Origin of the sequence: Blastomonas sp. UPD001 (assembly GCF_003426715.1) — a bacterium.
Taxonomy (GTDB): domain Bacteria; phylum Pseudomonadota; class Alphaproteobacteria; order Sphingomonadales; family Sphingomonadaceae; genus Blastomonas.
Window position 1 is genome coordinate 26,325 of the sequence record NZ_QKVT01000067.1, and the last position, 21,049, is coordinate 47,373.

Genomic DNA, 21,049 nt, shown 5'->3' on the forward strand with positions numbered 1-21,049 from the left:
TCCACCAGACCGCGTTGACGATGCTGCGACACCCGGCAATGGTCTGCCCAGCCCCACTATCGCCACGGATCGAGCACTAACCATGCCAACCCTGCAAACCGGACTCATCTATGCGCTCGCCGCGCTGGCGGAGATCGCCGGTTGCTTCTCGTTCTGGGCATGGTTGCGGCTCGACAAATCTGCCTGGTGGGTTGCGCCGGGCATGGTGTCGCTCGCGATTTTTGCCTGGCTCCTCACGCTGGTCGATACATCCGCTGCGGGCCGCGCATTCGCAGCCTATGGCGGCGTCTACATCGCAGCGTCACTGATTTGGCTTTGGAGTGTCGAAGGCGCACGACCCGACCGCTGGGATGTCATTGGCGCGGCGATTTGTCTCGTCGGAGCAGGATTGATTCTGGTGGGTCCGGGACGATCAGCCTGATGGCTGCAATTGGGATGGTCACTCGAAAAGCATTTCGTGAACATCCCGAATGCCAATAAGTTAAAGGCTATAATGAATAGCTTTTACGAGGCTTGCTCGACTGTTAGGCATTCGCGCAAGAGCGGTCCAAAAGAAAGCGGGCGCCCAGTTGGTGACCGGACGCCCGCCCTTATGCCTTGGCTAGTCCCTTACGGGCAGCAGTCCATTGCAGCCTCGCAGCATGCGAGCACGAGGTCGCAGCAGGACATTGCGAGCGATGCGACCTGCTCCGGCGCGGCGGCAAAAGCAGCTGAGCTGGAACCGAGCAGCACTGCTGCCGTGATGATGTACTTCTTCATGATGTTTATCTCCGTTGAAATTGAATTCCGTCGATCAGCGGAGCATTCGGGGAGGCGGCGGTTCCGGCCCCCCGTTAGGCAGGGGCGGAAACTTTTCGAGAAGCGCTAGAAAATTGAGTGACGAAAGATCGCGCGGCTCTAGCGACGAAACGCGCGCTGCCGGACCGGCAAGACCTACTGCTACATCAAGACGATGTTCGAGCTGAACCGGCGCTATGGCTGGTCGAAGTTCATCATCATCGTCCCGAGCATCGCCATCCGCGAGGGTGTCGCCAAGTCGCTTTCGATCACAGCGGAGCACTTCACCGAGACCTAGGGGAAGAAGGCGCGCTTCAGCGAGCACCAACGCAACTGCCTCGGCATATTCTTCCTCGAACATGCGGGCATATTCGCCGTTCTGATCGTCGCGGCTGTAGTCGCGGTACTTGGCCACCTCGTCGATGAAGAACAGCGACAACACCTTGACCCCTTGGGCAAAGAGCTGGCGTTCCTTTTCGAGATGTGCGCGGATCGTTTCGCGGAGCTTCCGCTCGATGAGGCTGCCTGGCGCAAGCACCTCGAAGCACATCTATTTCGTCGCTGAAACCAAGGGGTCGATGTCGTCACTTGCGCTTCGAGACCTTGAGCGGGCGAAAATCGACTGCGCCAAGAAGTTCTTCGCCAAGCTAGCGGAATCGAACCCGACGCCCAATGTCAGGTACGGGGTAGCTGATAGCTACAACAAGCTCATGGAAATCGTGACGACTTGATCATTGCCCCCGGGCCTCTCAGCTCGCCCGAATAAGGCGCGGTCAAAGTCCACCACGCCGGATTGTCCGATACACGGTCGGCCGCGAGACCTTGAACAGCTTGCCGAGGTCGCTGATCGAGTATTCGCCGGTGGTGTGCATCTTGAGCAGCTCACGCTGCTGGAGGTCGGACAGCTTCGGCGGCTTGCCTCGGAGCTTGCCCTTGTCCCGGGCGATCTTCATGCCCTCGCGGGTGCGCAGCCGGATGAGGTCGCTCTCGAACTCGGCGAAGGTGGCGAGGATGTTGAAGAACATCCGGCCCATGGGATCATTGGGATCATAGACCTGCTTGCCCAGCGCGAGGCTGACGCCGCGCTTCTCCAGCTCATCGGCGATCGCGCGGGCGTCGGGCACCGATCGGGCGAGGCGATCCAGCTTGGGCACGACGAGCGTCTCGCCGGCGCGGACCGCAGCCAGTGCCTGGGCAAGGCCGGGGCGATCGCGGTTGCGGCCGGTCAGTCCATGATCGGTGTAGATGCGGTCCTCTGGCACGCCGAGCTCGATCAGCGCCCGGCGCTGGGCGGTGAGGTCCTGCTTGTCGGTCGAGCAGCGGGCATATCCGATGAGAGTGTTGGTCATGGCTCTAATCAATCATTCGAATTGCTGCGGGCTGTCTGAAAAGTCGCCTCAGTCGATCACGCAAGCTACGCTCGCTTCGCAGCGTGCATAACTGCACGCCGCCGATCTCCATTTGTACAAAGGCGGCGGCAGCGGCGATTACTTCAAGGTGCATTCCACCAATAATTTCATCGCTTTGAGGCTCGAGGATGAGGTACACTTCACAGCCGTCGGGCTTGGCCTTCAGATTTGGTCCGCCGTAGCGCATGTAAGCATTAGCGGCATCGAGCCGCTTCCACTCACCCGGACGGTCAAAATCAATATGGTTCCCCCCGAGCTTGTTCGCGACGAAACGCAATATTTGACCTGTATTGAACCAATGGCCATCGTAAAACAAACGCGGTTGAGCCAGAAACTTTTTAAGCGGAAGTCGGATCTGCCCTTCATTGACGAAGCTGCGATCAACGCATCCGGGGTCGAGTGGACTGTCATAGATATGGCGTATCGCTTGCCCGTTAGCCATCACCCCGCCGGTCAAATAGTAGCGGAACGCATTTGTACGTTCGCCGTAAGCCTTCGCGAGGCTGTTGCCCTCTACAGAGAACAACGCTGACTGCCGCAAAGGTGCGAGGATCCTTTGAAGGTCGCCATCAACAAGCCAGCGACGAAGAATTCCGGATGTGAGCCGGATGTGGCTCTCGCTTACCGCCCTCCCTTGAGGAAAAATGAGAGGTACCAGCGTTTCGATGTCTCCGACGAGCAGGCGGACCAACTCGTTATACTGTTCATCGGTGAGCGCGCTTGTCATATGTAACGGATGAGGCCCCTGTGTGAGAAAATAAAGCGTACCACCTTAATGAGAGAGCGGGCAAGCCGGATTTGCGGAGGGCAGGGGGGGCTGACCTCTGTTGCCCGGAAAGTGTCCGGTGAACGATCGCTTTCGGACAAGCATCCGCAAGGCATTTCAATTTTTGCGAGGGATGGATACAATGGTAAGCCCCTGTCATTGGGCGCTTCGAAACGGTTGCCGCCTCAAAGCTCTACTGCGACTTTGTCGGCGTTCTGTGTCTCGACTCGCATTTTGCGCGCGAGGGCGCCGATGCGGCATTCATCGGTCTGCACCGCGAGAACGTCGCTTCTTGGTTACAAGAAATGCGACGCATCTCCTCCAAAAGGAGCATCGGGGAAAGTCAGAGCCGCACGAAATCGGTCTCTGGACTCAGCGCCAATCCTTTTAATGGCCTTGTCTGTTGATCTTTGCTCTGACCGGGCTCAAATCGAATTTACGCCGACAACGGGCTTGCGATTGCCCTGATCGCTTTGAGCCCGCTCCCGAACCGCGCAATCTGCTCGCGATGGGCCTCCAATTCGCTGTAGGGCAGATAAGAGATATCGAGGTCCGCCACGCGGCTGAAGGCAGGCCGGGCAATTTGGGCGCGCACATCCTTTTCCCGGTTGCCGGGAGCGACGAGGAACAGTCCCGCCGCAGCGTGGAACTTACTGCCACTGAGCGCCAGATCGAGCATCCGGACGATCCCGGAATAGATTGAGGTCGAGTGCTCGACCTCGAACGCTGCAGCGACCCGAGCGCTATCCTGCTCGAGCCAGAGCACGTCGATCAACCGGATCGCGTCCGCGCCAGGAGCGGTGGCAATTTCATCGGGCAGAAGATCAAGGCAACCCTCGCGGAGCGGCGTTCCCTCGAACAGGCGGCCCCGGTCATTCGCGGCAATCCATACGCGATAGCCGAGCGCCAGCCCAAGATCGCGAAGCCAAGCCTGCATTTCGGTGTGGGTCCGTTCGCTCTCGCCCTGGGCAAGCTGGGTCTTGTCCAACTTGGCTGCCTCCGCGCGCACCGCATCGAGCCTTCGACCCCAATCGTTGGGCTCTTCTCCATCCAAAGGCGGTGCGGGATAACGGCCCGAGCCGATGTCGAACAGGAGCCCCCCGATCGCGCCGAGGTCGTTCGACAGCAAGTCGCGGTATTGGTCGTTGAGATCGAGGATGCCGCCGCGCATCGCCAGAAACTGTTCCCAGCTTCCCAGCTTCACCTTGGCGCCGGTCATCGCGTTGTAGCCGTTGACGATCGCGGTATTGAATGGCGCGATCAGGATCGGATGCAGGAAATAGAGCAAATTGGCGACCGCCGGACCCAGGCCCTTGATCTTGAGTGCGTCGATTTCGCGGATATGGGAAATGACATCCTCGGCCTCGTCGCAGCAGACGCAATTATGGAGCAAGCGGCCGAAGGCGCGCTGATTGGCCGGACTTTCGTAAATGTCGGGAATGCGCAGCTTTGGCTTCCAGAGGAACGCATGGTCCGCGCCCTTGAAAATCTGGCGCTGTTCGGCGATCGAGTGGACGACCGTTTCCAGCGAAGAGCCGCGATAGGCGACGCCGAAAGTGCCTGCCTCGATCTCGGCCACGACCTGCTGGATGCCGCGTCTGATCGAGCGGAAATTTTTGATGCGCTCGTCCCACAGGAACCAGCTTTGATAGGTCGCGCCCGAATCCTCGCGCCATCGTGCGATGAGTTGGCGGGTCAGCGATGATCGGTCAGCAGCACTCATGTCGAAGCGATCAGCTGCCCGGCTGTTTAGGTTTGCGCGACGAGCTGTGCGTCGAGATGATGCGCCATGCTTGTCCATCCCATTTGAGCACACTGGTTGCTACGCCCAAACGCTCGATCACCTCATCCGATTTGAGGACGACCCGGTAGGTGTAGGTCTCGGTCGCGACCGCGATCGGTCCTTCGAGCCTGATATCGGCGTTGTAGTCTCCGAAGGTGAAGGATTTGAATTCCTTGAGTTCGGGGCCAAGGTGATGGTCGCGATAGGCGGCGAAATTGCCCTCGACCTTGCCCGATTCGACTACGACGGCGTCAGGCGCAAACAGCTGGTCGGTGCCAGTGATATCGAGGCGCTCAACCGCAGACTTGTAGGCCGATAGAACCGCCGCGACGCCTGCCCGATCGGGTTGCTGGGCAATGACTGGGCTGCCGATCGAAATGCTGGCAATCAGCAAGAACGCGTGACCGGCAAGTGAAGTTCGACGCATGGTAACTCTCCCCTGTTCGAATTGAATTGGCGCGTTTCAGGGCTTGCCAGCCGGGTGATTGTGCCCGTGCGAGCCATGAAAGAAGTGCATAAGCGGGCAGAGCAACAGGATCGCGTAGGGCAGTAAACCGAGCGCGTGTGCCCAATGTTCGCGCAGCAGGTAAAACAGCGCGATCGCGGCGAAGGATGCCGCAGCGAGAATGGCGGGACGGGTGAAACGCATCGGCTAGATCTCCACGTGCTTGAGGCGGAGGGCATTGCCGATGACGCTGACCGAGGACAGCGCCATGGCCGCAGCTGCGATGATCGGCGACAGCAGCAGTCCGAACAGCGGGTAAAGCGCCCCCGCCGCAACGGGAATCCCCGCGACATTGTAGGCGAAGGCGAAGAACAGGTTTTGACGGATATTCGCCATGGTCGCATGGCTCAGGTGCCGGGCGCGGACAATCCCGGTCAGGTCGCCCTTGAGCAGGGTGACGCCCGCGCTTTCGATTGCGACGTCGGTTCCCGAGCCCATCGCGATGCCGACATCGGCGGCGGCAAGCGCAGGGGCGTCGTTCACCCCGTCGCCGGCCATCGCGACGATCTTGCCCTGGTCGCGCAGCCGCTTGACGATGGCGCTCTTCTGGTCCGGCAGCACGTCGGCTTCGACTTCGGCGATACCGAGCCGCCGCGCAATCGCCTCGGCCGTAACGCGGTTGTCGCCGGTCAGCATGATGACATGGATGCCCGCTTCGCCGAGTGCCTTGAGCGCAGCGGGGGTCGTCTCCTTGACCGGATCGGCGATGCCGATCGCCCCTGCGGCCTTGCCGTCGATGGCGAGGAAGATCGCGGTTGCGCCCTCGCTGCGCATCCGGTCGGCGCGCTCCGCGAGCGCGCCGGTCGCAATGCCGCTTTCGCCCATGAAGCGGGCATTTCCGGCGACGAGAATGCGGCCATCGACAGTGCCGGTGATGCCCTTGCCGACTGGCTGATCGACACTGCTCGGCTCGCTGATTGCAAAACCTCTAGCTTCTGCTTCCCGCACGATCGCGAGCGCCAGGGGATGTTCGCTACTGCGCTCGAGGCTGGCGGCGAGGCGCAGCACTTCGTCCCTGTCGAACCCCTCGGCGGTCTCGATGGCGACCACGGCAGGCTTGCCTTCGGTCAGCGTGCCGGTCTTGTCGACCACCAGCGTATCGACCTTTTCCATCCGTTCGAGCGCCTCGGCGTTCTTGATCAGCACGCCGGCCTGCGCGCCGCGACCAACCCCGACCATGATCGACATCGGCGTGGCGAGACCCAATGCGCAGGGGCAGGCGATGATCAGCACCGCGACCGCCGCGATCAGGCCATAGCCCATTGCAGGGGCCGGGCCGATAAGCGACCAGGCGACGAACGCAATGGCGGCGATCGCGATCACTACGGGAACGAACCAGCCCGACACCGTATCGGCAAGCCGCTGGATTGGCGCGCGGCTGCGCTGGGCGTCGGCAACCATTTGGACGATGCGCGCCAGCATCGTGTCGCGTCCGATTTTCTCTGCGCGCATCACCAGACCGCCGGTCTGGTTGATCGTTCCGCCGATCAATTTGGCGGCGGCCTCTTTGGTCACCGGCATCGATTCGCCGGTGACCATCGATTCATCGACCGTGCCGCGGCCTTCGAGCACCACGCCATCGACCGGCACCTTCTCGCCGGGACGGACACGCAAGGTGTCTCCAACCATGACCTCGTCGAGGGAGATTTCCTCGTCGCTACCGTCAGAGCGGATCCGCCGGGCGAGCTTGGGCGAGAGATCGAGGAGCGCACGGATCGCCCCGCTGGTCGTTTCGCGGGCGCGCAGTTCGAGTAGCTGCCCGAGCAAAACCAGAACGGTGATCACCGCCGCCGCCTCGAAATAGACCGCGACCGATCCATCCTCGGCACGGAACGCGGCAGGGAACACGCCGGGGGCAAGCGTGGCCGTCATGCTGTAGGCCCAGGCGACGCCGGTTCCCATCGCGATCAGCGTGAACATGTTGAGATGGCGACTTTTCAACGAAGCCCAGCCACGCTCGAAGAATGGCCAGCCGGCCCACAGGACCACCGGCGTCGCCAACACCATCTGGACCAAATTGGCGATCCCGCCATCGAGCATGTGGCGCAGTCCGGTCAGATGCCCGCCCATTTCAAGCGCGAAGACCGGCAGCGAGAGCACGAGGCCGATGACGAAGCGCCGCTTCATGTCGGCATATTCTGGGGAAGGGCCGTCGTTTTGCGTGGGGGTCATCGGCTCCAGCGCCATGCCGCAGATCGGGCAGCTTCCGGGACCCGGTTGTTGGACCTCCGGATGCATCGGGCAGGTCCAGATCGCGCCTTCGGGTGCTTCGTGCTGCAGCTGCGGTGCTGTTCCACCCGATTGGTGGGTAAACCGCTGGGGGTCGGCGATGAATTTCGTCCGGCAACCCTGGCTGCAAAAATAGAAGGTTTCAGCCTCGTGCGTAGCTGTCGGTGTCGAATCCTCAGGTTCGACAGTCATGCCGCAGACCGGATCGTGAAGCCTCGACGATTCGGTAGTGTGGTGGCGGGAGGCCATGTGTTTGCTCCATGGTTATCCTCCCGCCTCCGGCCCGCAGGCTGGGCGACCCGACGGGCATGCCGAACGGGAAGGAACGGCTAGCTGCTAATCTTGGATACGCGGATCGAACCGTCATCCCTCAAGCTGGCATCGCTTTTCTGGCCACCCGCGGCCCCGAAGTCTTTTTCACCGCACAGGATCGAGATAGATCCAGTCACAGTCTTCACGTGTTGGAGTTCGCGCACCTTCGCGAAGCCCGCCTCGCGCAATAAAGGGATGAGCACGCCGTCGGCATTGGGCTGGGTGTCCGCAATCCCATCGAGCTGCTGGATCGTTGCCCTGAACAGTCTGCGCATGAGCCAAGAGCGCTGCTCGCCATAGTCCGCGATGAAGAGGCGGCCTCCTGGCTGGAGTATGGCATGCACTTCGCGCAGCAGTCGCAGTTTCTCGTCGAGCGGAACCTGATGAAGCACCAGGCACAGCGTCGCCAGACTGGGCACCGGCCAGTCCGCTACCGCCTCTGCCGAGAAGAACGATTGCCTGAATTGGGCATCGATACCGGCTCGTCGCGCTTTTTTGCGGGCGATGTCCAAGGCATGAGGGTCGGGATCGATGCCGAAATAGCGAGTGGCCGGATTCTTGCGTGACACCAGCAGGGCAAGGCTGCCGGTTCCGGCACCGATGTCGAGCAACAGGTCGTGGTCTTCAGGAGCCAAGAATTCGACCAAAGCCTCGCGCCAGACTGCCTCGCGGGTCGATAGCCGGACACCGGCATCGTAAAGCGGCGTCAAAAAGTGATAGCCAGCGGCGGGCGTGTAGGAGCCGCTCCCGGTCATCGGCGTACCCCGCTGCGCTGCGGTGCGGGATCAGTCGCTGCTAATTCCGCAGTGAATGGCTCGACAAGCTGTGCTAGATAGGTCTCGGGATAGTCGGAGCGACCGGCAATACCGAGCGAGCTAGCGCGAATCTGGGCGCTCGATCGGAATTGAGCCGTCCCAAGCATCACATCCCAGATCGTCAGGAACAGACCGAAATTGACATCGCCCTCGGTCTCGGACGCGAGGTGATGGTGGCGATGCACCGGCGCGATCGCCCAGAGCAATGCCAGGGGCCCGACCCGCATGTCGACATTCGAATGTTGCAGCTGTAACTGGATGGCGACCGCGAACGATCCGACAATCGCGACGTCCTGCGGAATTCCCAGTAGCAGCCACGGCAATGTCCCGACGGAAATCTCGATCAGCTGGTGGATCGGGTGTTTAAGCAAGCAGTTGAATCCGTACATTCGGCGCACCGAATGGTGGACCGCATGGAAGCGCCACAGCAGGGGGATCCTGTGACTGGCGTAATGGGTCAGGCTGATCCCGGCATCAAGCAAGATGATCGCCAGCGCTAGCTCGGCCCAGAACGGCAGCAAGGAAGGCCAGAGCGGGGACCAGGGGACGAGGCTGGCAAAGAAGGGAAGCAAGAGCACCAGCACGAGGATCGAGCCTTCGTTGACCAGCGCATGGGCGATGTCGCGGCGGGCGTGGCCATGGCTGCGATTCCAAACCGGCTCGAACGGCGCAACGCGCTCCGATACAAGCGAGGTGACAATCGCCAAAGCGAACAGCGCGATCAGCCAAATGGGCGATCCACCGGACGAAACCAGCACGGCCGCGGCCCCGACAAAGCCGAGAAAATAGACAGGTGCATAGAGAGTTCGGAAGAGAGACATTCGGGCGATCCCATACGGTTCGCTCGGTTCTCTGCGGCAAGCGCAGCGCCGGGTCTTGAACGAATCGCTGGTTCGAACCTTAGCGGACGATCGAAATGTCGAGCTGGGCGAGCCCGAGCGATGGCGTAACCCCGAACCATTCGACCAGCCGCCGGTTGAAATGCGCCTGGTCGGCAAAGCCCCCTGCGGCAGCCGCATCGGCGAGGCTGGCGGAGTGGCGGAGTGCGTCGATCGCATGTTGGAGCTGCAACCATTGCAACAATTTGACAGTCGGAAACCCGAAATCGCGGCTGACGACTTCACGAAGGCGTGCTCGCGACAGCCCCATTGCTTGGGCCAATTCGGCGGCGCTCATCCCTGGTTCGATCCCTGCCAATGCCGATCGCAACCGGCTATCGATCAAACTCACGGGACTGGTTCCCAGGAAACGGGCAATCCACTCTTTGGCTTCGGTCCCGGATCGCACGGCCCGCAGCGCCGCAGTCTGCGTGGGAGGGAGGCGGAATGGCTCGGGCCGTCCGAACAGGTCGCACCGCCCGCCAAACCGCGGATCGACATAGATGGTTCGCACCGCTGATCCGGCGGGGCCGAGGCTATGCAAGGTCCCGGCCGGGATGGCTGCGGCCTCGCCCGCGGCTAGGTGCAAGGAAAGCGTTCCGCCGATTGCGCAGGGAGCATCGAGCGCAAGGCTGACCTGGTGCGCCAAGTGGCGATGCGGCCGGTTGTCGCCCGCACGGACGTCGAGCAATGCCCAGCCGACGCCAAGCACCATTGTCCCCGACCAGGGCGAGCCCCTTCCGCTCAAGGCCCCATCGTGCTGGCGGGCGGCTCAAGCATGCCGAACCACGCCACAAGCGCCAGGATCGCTATCGCCGCCCCCGCTTCCAGCATCAGGCTCTTGCGAAGTGCCGCGACAGCGCTGGACGCATCCCCGTCGTTCAGCCCAAGTGCCAGATCTGGCGTCAGGCGCCAGCGGTTTCGCGCAGCGAGGAGCAGCATCCCGGCAACCAGAACCAGTTTCAGAAAAAGTGCCTGCCCGTATGTGGTGTCAAAAACGCGCAAGATATTCGAAAAGCCGATCAGAACCTGACCGTTGATCAGTCCGGTAACAGCGATTATTCCAACACAGATCGTGCCGACCCGTGAAAAATCTTCGAGAGCGCGATGCCCGACCACCAATTTGCGGCCCGAATGCTGATCGAGCGGGGACCGCAGGAGCAGCAGGAAGGCGGCGATCCCGCCGAGCCAGATCGCAGCGGCGAGCATATGCAGCATATCGCTCAGCTTGTGGATGAGACCCAAGCCGCCCTCGCTTGCTCCAGCATGACCTGTCCAGACGAGCGATGAAAGCGCCACTGCGCCCGCAAGCGCTATGGTGCCAAGCTGCTGCTCATCGGTCCAGCGCCGCGAGAAGGCAGCCATCAAAACAACCGCAAGCGCCGCCATCCGCACCAACCACGCGGTGCCGATCGGCGTTTCAAACAGGATGGATTGGCTGGTTTCCCAGTCGATATCGGTTAACGGCCCGCCCATCATGGCCGCGATCAGTGCAGCCAATCCCAGACCCGACAAGGTAATTGCCGTAACTGACCAGAAAGTGAGCGCCCACCGCAGTGAAAGCACCTGCCCTTCCGGCCTTTCATCGTGCCGCAAGGCGTAGAGCGGAAAGGCGGCGAGCCCGACAAGCAGCATCAGGCTCAGATACAATCCGAGCCTGATGGCAATCATCCCAAAATCAGTGTCCACGTTCTATTTGACCGTGAAGCTGAATTCACTGCCCATACGATGCGTGTCAGCACCAGCGGCCGACCATATGACTTTGTAGGTGCCCGGGCTGAGTGCCTTCTTGGGCATGAGCATCATGGATTTCCCGTCCTTGCCCATCATCGACGTGAAAGCGATTTTCATTGGCGCGTGATCGGACATCCCGGGCATGCCGATCATCAGTAGCTCAACCTTCATCGTCGAAGCGATTACCCGCTCATTGAACTGCAGGTTTACCGACGTGACATTTGAGACGGTTGCGTTTGCGGCAGGCGCCGAACTGACCAATTTGGCATGGGCGAGAGCGGTATCGGAAAGGGCGGTCAGCGAGAGCACGGCCAACGAGAAGGCAACAAGGGTCTTGCGCATATTCGGTCTCCAAAAAAGTGGTGCCAGTCATGAATACGCATGTCGAGGTCGCACCCCTCAGGACGGAAATTGTTGAGGGGTTTTTCGCGCGAGCGCGTATGGCGCTGCAGAACAATTGTTGGATGAGGGTGTGATGGACGATTTCCTGAAACAGTTGCGGCACCCCCCGCCGGTGGGCCTGTTGGACGGCGTCGACGATAACGTATTGGCAATGCTCTCGGATCGTCGACGCGAGACTGGTGCGTCATACCGCCTCATGGCGTTGGCTGCAGTGGTTTCCCTTGGCTGGGGCGCTTTCGCGGGGGTCACCACGCGTGCCCCGATTGTCGCGGCGCGCCCGCTCTCGCCATTCGCGCCGAGCACCGCTTTGGCCCCTTCAACCTTGCTGGATGCACGCTAACGATGGGCTACCGAAAAATTCTGCTGATCGCCGTGGTCGCCTTCGTTTCGGCGCTGACAGGCGTCTTTATCGGGCGCTTTGTCGCGGATCAGCCGCGAGCAAAAGAGAGCGAGTTGCACGCGCTGCTTCACGACAAGCTCGAGTTGACCCCGCAGCAGCGCTCGAAGGTTGAGGCGATTGAAGCGAAGTTCGCCGTTCGGCGAAAGGCGCTCGAACTTGAAATGCGAGCGTCGAATGTACGGCTCGCTGAAGCCATCGCGGAAGAGCACGGGTACGGACCAAAGGTGACCGCCGCGATCGACCATAACCATGTGGTCATGGGAAAACTGCAGAAGGAGACGCTGGAGCATCTCTTCGCCATGCGCGGGGTGTTGAACCCCGAACAGGCCAAAATGTTCGACAACACTGTGGTCAAAGCCCTGACCGCCGATGCGCAGTGACACTCGATCTTTCGCAATGTGACGACCACGAGCTGTCAAGCCTTGCGGTAGCCGGTCAAGCGCAGGCATTTCGGGAATTGATGCGTCGCCACAAGGATCCGGTTTATCGTTTAATCCGCAACAATGTCGGCGATCCGAACGAGGCGCTCGATTTGCTACAGGAGAGCTTTGTTTCGGCGTTTGGCGCCATCCGCCGCTATGACCCGGATCGGCCGTTTCGGCATTGGATTGCCAGGATCGCGCTCAACAAGTGCCGCGACTGGGCGCGGCGGCGGGCCGTGCGCTCATTCTTCTCGCTGGCCCGCCCGATCGAACGCGATGAGGATTTCGGGAGCGATGCGCCTGGGCCTGCGCGCGAAGCCGAGAGCCGTGCGGAGCTGCTGCGGGTTGAAAGGGAGATTGCCAAATTGCCGCAGCCGCTTCGCGAAGTGCTCATCCTGCGAACTATCGAGGAAGCGAGCCAAGCCGAGACCGCCGCGATCCTGGGGATCAGCGAAAAGGCAGTTGAAACGAGGCTCTATCGAGCGCGAGGTCAACTGAAGGCGCAGTTGGCGGCCGAGCCTGTATCCGGTCGGCCCTAATCACGCACGTCATTAGCAAAGCGTACCACCGCTTGCAGCATTTATGGACAGCCGGTGGGGTTTGGTCGCTCGCGAGCCGTACTTGCATGGCGATGCGGCGGGGCAATTGGCGGAATATTTTCTGATTATGCGTGAGGGATGCATGTGCCCGCCGCGTAAAGCCATGTGTAATCCCCATCGTCGAACCTGGACAAGATATGACCCTCGACAGAAGATCCTTTATCGGCGTCGCTGCCGCCGGTGGCGTAACAGCCGCCCTTGCACCCTGGTTTCCGGCATGGGCGCAGCCCGTCTCGCCGGGGATCACGGAGCCGATTCCAACGGTTTCGGGTAACGACATCAGCTTGCGGATTGCCCGTCAGACCATGCGTGTCGATGGCAAGGTCAGCCGCGCGATCGCGATCAACGGGACTGTCCCGGCACCGTTGATCCGTCTACGCGAAGGCCAGAATGTTCGCCTCTCTGTTACGAACGACCTCGACGAAGACAGCTCGATCCACTGGCACGGTTTGCTGCTCCCGTTCCAGATGGACGGGGTTCCAGGCGTCAGCTTCCCTGGCATCAAGCCGCGCTCAACCTTCGTCTATGAATTCCCTGTCATGCAGTCGGGGACCTACTGGTATCACAGCCACTCGGGTCTTCAGGAGCAGCTTGGACACTACGGACCGATCGTCATCGATCCCAAGGGTGCCGATCCGGTGGCCTATGATCGGGAGCATGTCGTCGTGCTTTCGGATCACAGCCGACTCTCGCCCGAGGCGATTTTTCACAAGCTCAAGGTCAATCCCGGGCACTTCAATATGCAGCGCCAGACGCTCGGAGGTCTGCTGTCGGGCAAGGATCAGCCGCTTAAGGACCGGCTTGATTGGGGCGCGATGCGCATGGATCCCACCGATATCGCCGATGTCAACGGTTCGACTTACACTTTTCTGGTCAACGGCTATGGCCCGAAGGACAATTGGACGGCGCTGTTCCAGCCGGGCGAGCGGGTGCGACTGCGCATCATCAATGCCTCGGCAATGTCGATTTTTAACGTCCGCATCCCGGGGCTTCGCCTGACGATCGTGCAAGCCGATGGGCTCAACGTTCGACCGGTCGAGGTCGACGAGTTTCAGATCGCGGTTGCCGAAACCTATGATGTTATCGTGACGCCGGCCGAAGACCGCGCCTACACGCTGGTCGCCGAAGCCAACGACCGCTCGGGCATGGGCCGCGCAACGTTAGCGCCGCGCCCGGGGATGGTCGCCGCAGTCCCGCCGCTGCGTGAGCGTCCGCTAGCCAATATGAAGGACATGGGCATGGGCGAGATGGACATGTCCGGTGGCTCGATGTCCGGCATGGATCATGCAGCGATGGGCCATGGCTCCGGCGGCTCGATGGACATGCCCGGAGCACCCGCTCCGTCGACAGACTCGATGCCCGGCATGGAGATGTCCAATTCCGATACCATGTCCGGGATGGACCACGGTTCGATGAACATGCGTGATTTCAGTGTGGCACCGCAAGTCGAGAAAAATCCGGGCGTACAGACGATCTCGCCGATGCCTGTGGACCGAATGGGCGAACCGGGCCAGGGATTGGAGAATGTCGAGCACAAAGTGCTCACCTATCACGATCTCGTAGCGCTTGAGCGCAATCCCTATGTCAACGCTCCTGATCGTTCGTTGGACATTCACCTGACCGGCAACATGGAGCGATTCATGTGGTCGTTTGACGGCGTTAAAATGTCGGACTTTCACGAGCCCATTCCGTTCATCGAAGGTGAGCGGGTGCGGATAAACCTCATCAACGATTCAATGATGAGCCACCCGATCCATCTCCATGGGCATTTCTTCGAGCTGGTGACCGGCAAGGGCGCATACTCTCCAAGGAAGCACACCGTGCTGGTGCAGCCAGGCGGTAAGGCAAGTTTCGACTTTACCGCCGATGCCGTCGGTGACTGGGCGTTCCATTGCCATCTGCTCTATCACATGCACGCAGGGATGATGCGCGTTGTCAGCGTGCGTCCGCGGGGGGTAGGCGCATGAGCCGAGCCGAACTGTTGCTCGCCAGCGTGATGTTTTGCGCGGCAGCCGTCCCCGCTTCGGCACAATCGATGCAAAGCATGGATCATGGCTCGATGCCGCCCGCTAGCGAGCCCGCCAAACCCAAGGCGCCTTCTGCAAAGCCAGTCGCTCAGAAGCCGGCGGCGCCTCCTTCGGCAAGCACATGCTCGCCTGAACACGCGGAAATGGGGCACTGCGTTCCCGAACCAACGGGTTCGACGCCATCCACGCCCGACACAATGCCAGCGATGAAGATGGCACCGCCGCCCGCGCCATCCGATGACGGTTGCCTGCCCGAGCACGCAAGGATGGGGCATTGCACTCCGGCTGCCGAAACTCCCAAGCCGTCGGAGACGGCTCCGGGATCCGCAGCCGATGAAATGCCAGGCATTTCTATGGGCACGGCCTCGTCGGTAGCAAGCGGTGTCGATCCGGACTGCCCACCTGAGCATGCAAAGATGGGCCATTGCACGCCAAAGGTCGCTCCTTCATTGCCCCAAGGCGGGTCCGGGACGGCGACCGGCACCGACTTCGCGCCTGGCAACGCGCCCGCCCCCGCGCCGCCTTCGGACTGGTATGCCGACCGGTTTTTCCCGAGTGAAACCATGCGGCGCTCGCGCGACGAGATGATGAAAGAAGCCGGGGGCACGACTTTTCGCTATGTATCCTTCGATCTTGCCGAATACGTCGTCCACAAGGGCAAGGACAGCTATCGTTTCGATGGCGAGGCCTGGTTCGGCGGCGACATCAACCGCTTCGTGTTCAAGTATGAAGGCGAGGGCGAGTTCAGGGGGGCATTGGACGATCTTGAGCTGACCGGCGTCTATTCCCGCGCGATCTCACCCTATTGGAACCTGCAGGCGGGTGTCCGCTACGACGTGACGCCTGATCCGTCGCGCACCTATGCTGTCGTCGCCATTGAAGGTCTGGCACCCAATTGGTTCGAGGTCACGGCGTCGGCATTCTTGTCGGACAAGGGGGAACTGCGCGGCCGGTTCGAGGGATTTTACGATCAGCGCATTACCCAGCGGCTGATCTTGCAGCCCCGGATCGAGGCCAATTTTTCCGCGCAAGCCATTCCCGAGCTTGGGGTCGGAGATGGCCTTTCGAACCTCGAGCTTGGGGTTCGCTTCCGCTACGAAATCAGAAAGGAGTTTGCACCTTATGCAGGCTTTGAGTGGACTAGGCAGTTTGGCGAATCCGCTCGCTTCGTCAGAGCGAACGGAGGAGAAGTCTCTGACCCGCACTTTGTGATGGGCGTGCGGGTCTGGTTCTAGAGGAGTTAGTCTGGAGGAACGGTTCGTAGCGGACCAGCAGATCCATCTTTCCAAGGGTATTTTCTTGAATAAGCTCGCTCCTCTCGCATTAATAGCGGCGGCGTCTGCGCTTGCCGGCTGCGGCGCGACTAAACAGCCCTTTGCGCCCGACCAATCGGCAAATTCGGGACCGGCTTTAGCGGAAGCCCAGGCAGACGTGACGGCAACGGATAGTGGCGCAAGCGGATCACCGGCGGGGCCGGAGGGCGCGCCGCAACGATCCGAAGCAAAACCGGTACCAGAGCCCAGCACCCCGAAACCAAAACCAGCTTCAAGGGCCGGCGCACCAAAACCTCAACAGAGAGCGGAATCCAAGGCTGCAACGCCCGTGCCCACCAAGACCGCACCGCCGCCCGGCGAAGCCGATCCTCATGCGGGCCATGACATGAGCGACATAAGATAAGGCAACAATCGGAACGCCGATGGTGATCGGAGGCGGTCGCAATGGGTGCAAATCGGGGGACCAATGGGAGCGAAGGTAAGGGTTCATGTCGCCGCGAGCCGCATTCACAAATGGTTGGCGCTGGTTATCGGGGCGCAGCTCCTGATCTGGTTTTCGAGCGGTGTGCTGATGAGTTATCTGCCCATCGAGCAAGTGCGCGGCGAACATCTTGTGGACCGCGAGCGCGTTGTCGCGATGCCGAAAGGCGTCGATTTCGTCGCGCCGACCCGCCTGGTCGCGGCGGCCAAGACCCCGGTCGAGTCGGTATCCTTCGCCATGCTCGCCAATCGCCCAGTCGCCCTGGTCGCGACGGCGGAGGGAACCACTCTTTTCGATGCGGTGAGCGGCGCGCCACTACTGCCGGTTGACGCAGCGCTTGCCCTCGCAATTGCACGCGATGCGTGGAAGGCTCCGGTCAAGCCCGATGCCAAAGTTTCTCGCGTCCTTGCCGAAAGCCCCGAATATCGCGGCGCGCTTCCCGCATGGCGCGTGGCCTTTGCCGATCCTGACAGCACCAGCGTTTTCGTCGCGGCGGACTCGGGCAAGTTGACGGCGGTTCGCAACGGGACGTGGCGGCTCTACGATTTCTTCTGGAGCCTCCACATCATGGACTGGAAGAACCACGAGAATTTCAACACTTGGTGGTTGCTGGCCTTTGCGTGCGGCGGCTTGGTGCTCGCTATTGCGGGCGCGATCCTGCTCTTCATGCGCTGGCCGTTTCGCCGGAAAAGGCGGGCGGCATGAAGTTTTTGGCTGTTCTGTTTCTCGCTCTCGGCCTCGCATTACAGACCGGGCCGTTGTGTGCTGATGCGGCACCGCTAGCCGCGGCGACATCGATGGCGATGGATTGCTCGAACGCGCAAGACGGTCATCTTCCGGTGCCCGATGGTCACGCGAAAGATTCTGCCATGGCTTGTCATGCCTGCGCCTCACGCGCGGCCGAGCCGCCGACCGTGCAGCCGGTCGCAGTCTGGAATGATCCGGTGCCCAAAGAGGAGGCAGCAACCTCGATTAAGGGAATTGCCCTCAAACCACCGCATCCGCCGCCGCGAGATCAGGCCATGCCAAATCATTCAACCTGATCACGGAGCAATAGATCATGAAACTCAACTATCTGCTTGGCGCGTTCGCGCTCACCCTGTCGACAGCGGCTTTTGCCGCAGAACCGCCTTCCGCTCCGAAGAAGGAGTGCTGCTGCAAGAAGGACGAACATGGCAAGATGGCCTGTTGTCAGGACAAAGCCGAGGCAGCGTCCGACGATCATGCGGGCCACGCCATGGGCGGCATGGAACACAAGTAGGCAACTCGGTGCTCAGGCGGCTAGCTGCCGCCTGAGCACTTCAGGAAGGCGAGATATACAATGCGAAAACTCATTCTGGCACTGGCGTTAGCGGGTTCACCCGCCATGGCCTCGACCGCGGCAATCATGCACCGGGATCCCGGATGCGGCTGTTGCGAGAAGTGGGCGGCACAAGTCCGCAAGGGGCTGGGCAAGACCATCAGAGCGGTCGACGCCTCCAACCGCGCAGCCCTTCAGGCAAGGTATGGAATTCCACCCACCCTCCGTTCGTGCCACACCGCCGTGATCGACGGGATGGCCTTCGAAGGTCACGTTCCGATCGAGGATATGCGGCGTGTCCTTTCGGCAAGGCCGAGAGGCGTGAGCGGCCTTGCGGTCGGCGGCATGCCACTGGGGTCGCCGGGGATGGAAGTGCCGGGGCAGGAACCCCAACGCTTTGCGGTTTACGCCATCGGCGCCGGGGCGCCGACTGTCTATGCGCGGCATTGACCGTTTGCGGCGCTGACTCGACCGGTCCGCCGTTGCAAACGAGGCCGAAATGTCGCGGTAAACTGCCAATCACCCCCGAGAGGGCTGTCCCGAGCGCTGCAGCCCTCACGGGGGTGATTCCCGGGAAAAATATGAGCGCGCCTCACCGGTGCGGCCAGCGGACGGGACACGTGTCCGAAATTCGTGAGGGGTGGCCGGTCGCTGTGCGTATTCTAGAACGAAGGCCCAGCGCGTGTACCGGAAGATTCCATTCGCATGTTTCCAATGACTGCCCGAAGCGACTTTCGCGAGGAACGGCTTTTCCGCCCGCGGGTCGCAAGCGTGGCGTGCTAGACATGGCGGGCGATCGGCACAGGCCGGCCCCGGATGGCAACCAGCCAGACCTGCCTCGGCTCGCCTATCTCGCCTTCCTGAGCGCCCCTGGGCATTTTTTTGTTTTGCTCGATAGTCGTGGCCAGATCCTGGCGCTGAGCGACGACGAAGGGCGCGCCGACCATTGGTGTCCGGCCGATGCTATCGGTCAGTCTCACGAAATTTTCTACGCGCCCGATGAAGCCGCTTCCGGTCTTCCGGTTGCCGATCTTGAAGCGGCCCGGCGTGGCAAGTCGTTTGAGCGCAATGGCTGGCGGGTTCGCCAATCGGGCTTGGAATATCTCGCACATGTGTCGTTTGCTGCCTTGCGCGAAGGCGACCGATTGCTGGGCTATTTCTGCATCGCGCGCGATGTCACCGAAGAGGCCGCGATCCGCGAGGCGATGGAGGCGCGCGAACAGCATTTGAACTCGATCCTGGCGACGGTTCCGGACGCCATGATCGTGATCGATGAGCGTGGCCGGATTTCCTCGTTCAGCGCCGCGGCCGAACGATTGTTCGGCTATGAGGAAAGCGAGCTGCTCGGAGCCAACGTATCGTGCCTGATGCCCACTCCGGATCGCGAACGCCACGACGCCTATCTGGAGCACTACTGCACGACCGGCGAGAAGCGGATCATCGGGATCGGCCGGGTCGTGACCGGACAACGGCGCGATGGAACGACCTTTCCGCTTGAACTCTCGGTTGGCGAGGCGGGGAAGGATGGCGAACGGATTTTCACGGGCTTCATCCGCGACCTGACGGAGAAGGAGCGCGACGAGCTCAAGCTCAAGGAATTGCAAGCCGAACTGGTCCATGTCTCGCGGCTGAGCGCCATGGGCACCATGGCCTCAACGCTGGCGCACGAACTCAACCAGCCGTTGACCGCCGTGGCGAACTATCTGGAGGAATCGCGCGACATGCTCGAGGAGGCGGCCGACGAGAACGCGATAATCATGCGCGACGCGCTCGCGGAAGCGGCGAACGAGACATTCCGGGCCGGCGACATTGTTCGCCGGCTGCGCGAATTCGTTGCGAAGGGCGAGGTCGACAAGCGCGTCGAGCAATTGCCTGGCCTGATCGAGGATGCCGGTCGGCTCGCGCTAACCGGTGCCCGCGAGAATGGCGTGCGCGCCTTGTTCAACCTCGACCCGCTGGCGACGCCAGTGCTGGTCGATCGGGTGCAGATCCAGCAAGTTCTGCTCAACCTGATGCGCAACGCGGTTGAGGCCACGGCGCAAAGCCAAGTCCGGGATTTGACCGTTGGAACCAGGCTTCGGCCGGACGGATACGTCGAAGTCACGGTGCACGACACCGGCCCCGGCATCGCGCCCGACATCCGCCCTCGACTGTTCGAGGCCTTCGTCAGCGGCAAGCAGGAAGGGATGGGGTTGGGCCTGTCGATCTGCCGCACGATCGTCGAAGCCCATGGGGGACGCATTTGGGCCGAGCATCCCGACACCGGCGGAAGCCGTTTTCATTTCACGCTGATGCATGCGGCTGAGGAGGCTGCCGATGAGCGATAGTCGTGTCGTTCACCTCGTCGATGACGAAGAAGCTATCCGCAAATCTGCGGGCTTCGTCTTGTCGCGCGCGGGCTACAAGGTTCTGTCCTATGGTTCGGGCGTCGAATTCTTGAAGTCGGCGAAATCCGCGCCGAAAGGGTGCGTGGTGCTAGACGTTCGGATGCCAGAGATGGATGGGCTTGAGGTCCAGGCCGCGTTGGCCGATCGCGGTATCGACATGCCGGTGATCGTCCTTACCGGTCATGGCGATGTGACCGTTGCCGTCCAGGCGATGAAGGCCGGAGCGGTCGAGTTCCTCGAAAAACCGTTCGAAAAGGCCGCGCTTCTCGGCGCCCTCGAGCGGGCGTTTGCGAGACTTGAACGCAACGATAGCCGCGATCTCGAAGAGCGGGAGGCGCGGACGCGGATAGCGTCACTCACGCCGCGTGAACGCGAGATCCTCGAGGGTCTGGCCAAGGGCTATCCCAACAAGACGATCGCCTATGATCTCGGGTGTTCGTCGCGCACCGTCGAGGTTCACCGGGCAAGCCTGATGCAAAAACTCGATGTGCACAGCCTGTCCGATCTGCTGCGGATTGCCTTCGCCGCTGGTCTTTAGCACAAGAATCT

The 21,049-nt window shown here is 61.4% G+C and carries 26 protein-coding genes; 13 read left to right on the top strand and 13 right to left on the bottom strand.

Going from position 1 to position 21,049, the window contains the following annotated elements:
- Positions 1–82: 82 nt before the first annotated feature.
- On the top strand, positions 83–421 hold the full coding sequence (locus DM995_RS18545; RefSeq protein ID WP_039330825.1) for a YnfA family protein: 339 nt from the start codon (positions 83–85) through the stop codon (positions 419–421).
- Between the two features lie 188 nt (positions 422–609).
- Here DM995_RS18545 and DM995_RS21440 read toward each other — a convergent pair whose 3' ends face one another.
- Together DM995_RS21440 and DM995_RS22975 are read right to left on the bottom strand one after the other, a co-directional pair.
- Positions 610–759, bottom strand: coding sequence for a hypothetical protein (locus DM995_RS21440; RefSeq protein WP_156135676.1), 150 nt, complete (start codon positions 757–759; stop codon positions 610–612).
- Between the two features lie 34 nt (positions 760–793).
- Positions 794–1,327: a hypothetical protein gene (locus DM995_RS22975; RefSeq protein WP_232824548.1), complete on the bottom strand. Its 534-nt coding sequence runs from the start codon at positions 1,325–1,327 to the stop codon at positions 794–796.
- Positions 1,328–1,355: 28 nt separating this feature from the next.
- Between DM995_RS22975 and DM995_RS22835 the strand changes: the two genes are divergently transcribed.
- Positions 1,356–1,508 carry a hypothetical protein gene (locus tag DM995_RS22835; RefSeq protein ID WP_353653380.1) on the top strand — a complete coding sequence of 51 codons (153 nt, stop codon included), beginning with the start codon at positions 1,356–1,358 and terminating at the stop codon, positions 1,506–1,508.
- Positions 1,509–1,550: 42 nt separating this feature from the next.
- Here DM995_RS22835 and DM995_RS18565 read toward each other — a convergent pair whose 3' ends face one another.
- The 11 genes from DM995_RS18565 to copC form a co-directional block, all read right to left on the bottom strand.
- On the bottom strand, positions 1,551–2,126 hold the full coding sequence (locus DM995_RS18565) for a recombinase family protein (RefSeq protein ID WP_116970639.1): 576 nt from the start codon (positions 2,124–2,126) through the stop codon (positions 1,551–1,553).
- Positions 2,127–2,130: 4 nt separating this feature from the next.
- Positions 2,131–2,913, bottom strand: coding sequence for a hypothetical protein (locus tag DM995_RS18570; protein ID WP_116970640.1), 783 nt, complete (start codon positions 2,911–2,913; stop codon positions 2,131–2,133).
- 475 nt (positions 2,914–3,388) lie between these two features.
- On the bottom strand, positions 3,389–4,675 hold the full coding sequence (locus DM995_RS18575) for a type II restriction enzyme NmeDI-related protein (RefSeq protein ID WP_116970641.1): 1,287 nt from the start codon (positions 4,673–4,675) through the stop codon (positions 3,389–3,391).
- 10 nt (positions 4,676–4,685) lie between these two features.
- Entirely contained in the window at positions 4,686–5,129 is a 444-nt protein-coding gene (locus DM995_RS18580; protein ID WP_232824549.1) for a YybH family protein, read from the bottom strand.
- Between the two features lie 69 nt (positions 5,130–5,198).
- Positions 5,199–5,384 carry a DUF2933 domain-containing protein gene (locus DM995_RS18585; RefSeq protein WP_116970643.1) on the bottom strand — a complete coding sequence of 62 codons (186 nt, stop codon included), beginning with the start codon at positions 5,382–5,384 and terminating at the stop codon, positions 5,199–5,201.
- A gap of 3 nt (positions 5,385–5,387) precedes the next feature.
- A complete protein-coding gene (locus DM995_RS18590; protein ID WP_116970644.1) occupies positions 5,388–7,718 on the bottom strand; it encodes a heavy metal translocating P-type ATPase in 2,331 nt (776 codons plus the stop codon).
- An 80-nt stretch (positions 7,719–7,798) separates the two neighbouring features.
- Positions 7,799–8,536, bottom strand: coding sequence for a class I SAM-dependent methyltransferase (locus DM995_RS18595; protein ID WP_067511735.1), 738 nt, complete (start codon positions 8,534–8,536; stop codon positions 7,799–7,801).
- A complete protein-coding gene (locus tag DM995_RS18600) occupies positions 8,533–9,417 on the bottom strand; it encodes a sterol desaturase family protein (RefSeq protein ID WP_039330770.1) in 885 nt (294 codons plus the stop codon). The genes DM995_RS18595 and DM995_RS18600 overlap by 4 nt, the downstream gene beginning before the upstream one ends.
- A 79-nt stretch (positions 9,418–9,496) precedes the next feature.
- Positions 9,497–10,189, bottom strand: coding sequence for a helix-turn-helix domain-containing protein (locus DM995_RS18605; protein ID WP_052241818.1), 693 nt, complete (start codon positions 10,187–10,189; stop codon positions 9,497–9,499).
- 29 nt (positions 10,190–10,218) lie between these two features.
- Positions 10,219–11,163, bottom strand: a complete 945-nt coding sequence (copD, locus tag DM995_RS18610; RefSeq protein WP_157973328.1) for a copper homeostasis membrane protein CopD — start codon at positions 11,161–11,163, stop codon at positions 10,219–10,221.
- A gap of 3 nt (positions 11,164–11,166) precedes the next feature.
- Positions 11,167–11,550 carry a copper homeostasis periplasmic binding protein CopC gene (gene copC / locus DM995_RS18615; RefSeq protein ID WP_116970646.1) on the bottom strand — a complete coding sequence of 128 codons (384 nt, stop codon included), beginning with the start codon at positions 11,548–11,550 and terminating at the stop codon, positions 11,167–11,169.
- 133 nt (positions 11,551–11,683) lie between these two features.
- Between copC and DM995_RS18620 the strand changes: the two genes are divergently transcribed.
- The 11 genes from DM995_RS18620 to DM995_RS18665 all read left to right on the top strand — a co-directional run bounded on the left by DM995_RS18620 (position 11,684) and on the right by DM995_RS18665 (position 21,038).
- Positions 11,684–11,950 (top strand): hypothetical protein, encoded by a 267-nt coding sequence (locus tag DM995_RS18620; RefSeq protein ID WP_039330765.1) that lies wholly within the window; start codon positions 11,684–11,686, stop codon positions 11,948–11,950.
- A gap of 2 nt (positions 11,951–11,952) precedes the next feature.
- On the top strand, positions 11,953–12,390 hold the full coding sequence (locus tag DM995_RS18625; RefSeq protein WP_039330763.1) for a periplasmic heavy metal sensor: 438 nt from the start codon (positions 11,953–11,955) through the stop codon (positions 12,388–12,390).
- Positions 12,387–12,971: an RNA polymerase sigma factor gene (locus DM995_RS18630; RefSeq protein WP_039330761.1), complete on the top strand. Its 585-nt coding sequence runs from the start codon at positions 12,387–12,389 to the stop codon at positions 12,969–12,971. Before DM995_RS18625 ends, DM995_RS18630 begins: the two co-directional genes overlap by 4 nt.
- A gap of 197 nt (positions 12,972–13,168) precedes the next feature.
- A complete protein-coding gene (locus DM995_RS18635; RefSeq protein WP_039330760.1) occupies positions 13,169–14,998 on the top strand; it encodes a copper resistance system multicopper oxidase in 1,830 nt (609 codons plus the stop codon).
- Positions 14,999–15,264: 266 nt separating this feature from the next.
- Positions 15,265–16,293 carry a copper resistance protein B gene (locus tag DM995_RS18640; RefSeq protein WP_232824550.1) on the top strand — a complete coding sequence of 343 codons (1,029 nt, stop codon included), beginning with the start codon at positions 15,265–15,267 and terminating at the stop codon, positions 16,291–16,293.
- Between the two features lie 505 nt (positions 16,294–16,798).
- Positions 16,799–17,518, top strand: coding sequence for a PepSY domain-containing protein (locus DM995_RS18645; RefSeq protein ID WP_039330756.1), 720 nt, complete (start codon positions 16,799–16,801; stop codon positions 17,516–17,518).
- Positions 17,515–17,856, top strand: coding sequence for a hypothetical protein (locus DM995_RS21445; protein WP_137775969.1), 342 nt, complete (start codon positions 17,515–17,517; stop codon positions 17,854–17,856). Before DM995_RS18645 ends, DM995_RS21445 begins: the two co-directional genes overlap by 4 nt.
- Positions 17,857–17,873: 17 nt before the next feature.
- The gene (locus tag DM995_RS18650) at positions 17,874–18,074 is read left to right on the top strand and encodes a hypothetical protein (RefSeq protein ID WP_039330754.1); all 201 of its coding nucleotides are present in this window, start codon (positions 17,874–17,876) and stop codon (positions 18,072–18,074) included.
- 60 nt (positions 18,075–18,134) lie between these two features.
- Positions 18,135–18,563, top strand: a complete 429-nt coding sequence (locus DM995_RS18655; protein ID WP_039330752.1) for a DUF411 domain-containing protein — start codon at positions 18,135–18,137, stop codon at positions 18,561–18,563.
- 335 nt (positions 18,564–18,898) lie between these two features.
- Positions 18,899–20,440, top strand: coding sequence for a PAS domain-containing sensor histidine kinase (locus tag DM995_RS18660; RefSeq protein ID WP_052241816.1), 1,542 nt, complete (start codon positions 18,899–18,901; stop codon positions 20,438–20,440).
- A complete protein-coding gene (locus DM995_RS18665) occupies positions 20,430–21,038 on the top strand; it encodes a response regulator transcription factor (protein ID WP_039330750.1) in 609 nt (202 codons plus the stop codon). The genes DM995_RS18660 and DM995_RS18665 overlap by 11 nt, the downstream gene beginning before the upstream one ends.
- Positions 21,039–21,049: the final 11 nt, after the last annotated feature.

Coding starts and splice junctions, on each gene's coding strand:
- DM995_RS22975 (WP_232824548.1), bottom strand. CDS start 1,327: ATGTGCTTCGAGGTGCTTGCGCCAGGCAGCCTCATCGAGCGGAAGCTC.
- DM995_RS18665 (WP_039330750.1), top strand. CDS start 20,430: ATGAGCGATAGTCGTGTCGTTCACCTCGTCGATGACGAAGAAGCTATC.
- DM995_RS18595 (WP_067511735.1), bottom strand. CDS start 8,536: ATGACCGGGAGCGGCTCCTACACGCCCGCCGCTGGCTATCACTTTTTG.
- DM995_RS18645 (WP_039330756.1), top strand. CDS start 16,799: ATGGGAGCGAAGGTAAGGGTTCATGTCGCCGCGAGCCGCATTCACAAA.
- DM995_RS18635 (WP_039330760.1), top strand. CDS start 13,169: ATGACCCTCGACAGAAGATCCTTTATCGGCGTCGCTGCCGCCGGTGGC.
- DM995_RS18625 (WP_039330763.1), top strand. CDS start 11,953: ATGGGCTACCGAAAAATTCTGCTGATCGCCGTGGTCGCCTTCGTTTCG.
- copC (WP_116970646.1), bottom strand. CDS start 11,550: ATGCGCAAGACCCTTGTTGCCTTCTCGTTGGCCGTGCTCTCGCTGACC.
- DM995_RS18570 (WP_116970640.1), bottom strand. CDS start 2,913: ATGACAAGCGCGCTCACCGATGAACAGTATAACGAGTTGGTCCGCCTG.
- DM995_RS18565 (WP_116970639.1), bottom strand. CDS start 2,126: ATGACCAACACTCTCATCGGATATGCCCGCTGCTCGACCGACAAGCAG.
- DM995_RS18605 (WP_052241818.1), bottom strand. CDS start 10,189: ATGGTGCTTGGCGTCGGCTGGGCATTGCTCGACGTCCGTGCGGGCGAC.
- DM995_RS18620 (WP_039330765.1), top strand. CDS start 11,684: ATGGACGATTTCCTGAAACAGTTGCGGCACCCCCCGCCGGTGGGCCTG.
- DM995_RS22835 (WP_353653380.1), top strand. CDS start 1,356: ATGTCGTCACTTGCGCTTCGAGACCTTGAGCGGGCGAAAATCGACTGC.
- DM995_RS18650 (WP_039330754.1), top strand. CDS start 17,874: ATGAAACTCAACTATCTGCTTGGCGCGTTCGCGCTCACCCTGTCGACA.
- DM995_RS18585 (WP_116970643.1), bottom strand. CDS start 5,384: ATGCGTTTCACCCGTCCCGCCATTCTCGCTGCGGCATCCTTCGCCGCG.
- DM995_RS18660 (WP_052241816.1), top strand. CDS start 18,899: ATGGCGGGCGATCGGCACAGGCCGGCCCCGGATGGCAACCAGCCAGAC.
- DM995_RS18590 (WP_116970644.1), bottom strand. CDS start 7,718: ATGGCCTCCCGCCACCACACTACCGAATCGTCGAGGCTTCACGATCCG.
- DM995_RS18655 (WP_039330752.1), top strand. CDS start 18,135: ATGCGAAAACTCATTCTGGCACTGGCGTTAGCGGGTTCACCCGCCATG.
- DM995_RS18600 (WP_039330770.1), bottom strand. CDS start 9,417: ATGTCTCTCTTCCGAACTCTCTATGCACCTGTCTATTTTCTCGGCTTT.
- DM995_RS18640 (WP_232824550.1), top strand. CDS start 15,265: ATGAAGATGGCACCGCCGCCCGCGCCATCCGATGACGGTTGCCTGCCC.
- DM995_RS18545 (WP_039330825.1), top strand. CDS start 83: ATGCCAACCCTGCAAACCGGACTCATCTATGCGCTCGCCGCGCTGGCG.
- DM995_RS18575 (WP_116970641.1), bottom strand. CDS start 4,675: ATGAGTGCTGCTGACCGATCATCGCTGACCCGCCAACTCATCGCACGA.
- DM995_RS21440 (WP_156135676.1), bottom strand. CDS start 759: ATGAAGAAGTACATCATCACGGCAGCAGTGCTGCTCGGTTCCAGCTCA.
- DM995_RS21445 (WP_137775969.1), top strand. CDS start 17,515: ATGAAGTTTTTGGCTGTTCTGTTTCTCGCTCTCGGCCTCGCATTACAG.